Source organism: Pseudonocardia sp. SID8383 (assembly GCF_009864975.1).
GTDB lineage: Bacteria > Actinomycetota > Actinomycetes > Mycobacteriales > Pseudonocardiaceae > Pseudonocardia > Pseudonocardia alni.
In genome coordinates this window covers 1-1,332 of the sequence record NZ_WWFY01000858.1, presented here as the reverse complement: position 1 = coordinate 1,332, position 1,332 = coordinate 1, and the positions used below count along the sequence as shown (strand labels likewise).

Annotated in this window: 2 protein-coding genes and 1 pseudogene; all 3 read right to left on the bottom strand. The window is 76.8% G+C overall.

What is annotated here, in order from left to right:
• Positions 1-245 (bottom strand): annotated as a pseudogene (locus GTW08_RS20790) (HEAT repeat domain-containing protein); the annotation flags it as partial.
• Positions 246-298: 53 nt separating this feature from the next.
• Complete coding sequence (locus GTW08_RS20785) at positions 299-883, bottom strand: hypothetical protein (protein ID WP_073577524.1); 585 nt, start codon at positions 881-883, stop codon at positions 299-301.
• Positions 877-1,332 (bottom strand): HAD-IA family hydrolase (locus tag GTW08_RS20780; protein ID WP_161152410.1); only part of this gene is annotated, 456 nt, incomplete at its 5' end. The genes GTW08_RS20780 and GTW08_RS20785, both read right to left, overlap by 7 nt.

Genomic DNA, 1,332 nt, shown 5'->3' with positions numbered 1-1,332 from the left:
CGCGCCCGGGGCCGCGGCGAGCCGAGCTCGACGCGCAGGCGGGGCAGCACGTCGGCGGCCGAGAGCCGGGTCAGCGCCCAGGACAGCATGTCGCGGACGAACGGGTCCGGCTCGGCCGCGCACCGCTCGACCAGGACACCGGCGAGTGCGGGGTCGGGGGCCGACCCGGCGGTGAGCGCCGCCCGCAGCCGGGTCGAGGCGTCGTCGGCGGCCAGGGCCGCACGGAGGTCCTGCGGTGTCGTCATGGGCACCACCCCAGACCCTGTCACGGTGTGAAGGTCAAGCCCCGCGTGCAGGTTCAGGGCCGCGCCTCCAGCCACGGCCGCAGGTACTCACGGTCGTAGGGGACCTCCGCCGGGATCAGCGCGACCAGCCGCCGCACGCGCTCGGCGGCGTCGCGGGTCAGTCGGGCGTCGTCGTCGCGGGTCAGGGACTGCTCCGGGCCGAACCGGCGGGCCGCCTCCACGATCAGCCCGACCGCGGCGCGCAGGTCCTCGAGGTCGCCGTCGGCATCGGCCGGGTCCAGCCCGGCCTCGCGCATCCGGTCGGCCGGGCGACGCAGCTGTTCCTCCAGCCAGCCCCAGGGGTCCGCGGTGAGGGCTTCGGAGAACACCCGGTCGCCGGGCTCGACGCCGTCGAACGACGGGTGGACGTGCGCGGCCGCCCACTCGCCCGGTCGGTCCATGCGGTCGAACAGGTCCGCCCGCCAGAACGGCCGGTCCACGACGAGCCGCTGCCCCGCGGACTCGCTGCCCCGGTGCGGCTGCGGGTCGAGCAGCAGCAGCTCCACCCGGGCGCCGCGCTCCATGGTGGCGTCGGCACCGATCTCGAACCAGCGCCGGACCTGGACGGCGAGACGGGTGAAGGAGAAGGTGATCAGCACGGTCGTACTCCCGTTCGGGTGAGCTGGTCGGCGAGGTCGGTCAGGTCCGTGGCGTGCAGGTCGAACCGGTCGTGTGCGCCCGGCGGGTCGCCACCGGGCCGGTCGACGTATGCGGTGCGCATCCCGGCGGCCGCCGCACCCCGGAGGTCCCACGCGTGGGCCGCAACCATCAGGAGCCGATCGGGCGGGACCGCCGCGGCCTCGACCGCGAGCCGGTAGACCTCCGGGGCGGGCTTGTACGACGCGGCGCCCTCCGCCGACAGAGCGAGGTGCCAGCGCAGCCCCGCCCCCGCGGCCAGCCGCAGCAGGGTGGAGCGGCTCGCGTTCGACAGCCCCACCACCGGGAACCGGCCGGCGAGCCGGGTGATCCCGTCGGACGAGTCCGGCCACGCCGGATGCCGCGCCCCGGCGCCGGCCAGCGCCGCGACGACCTGCGGGGCGCCGACACC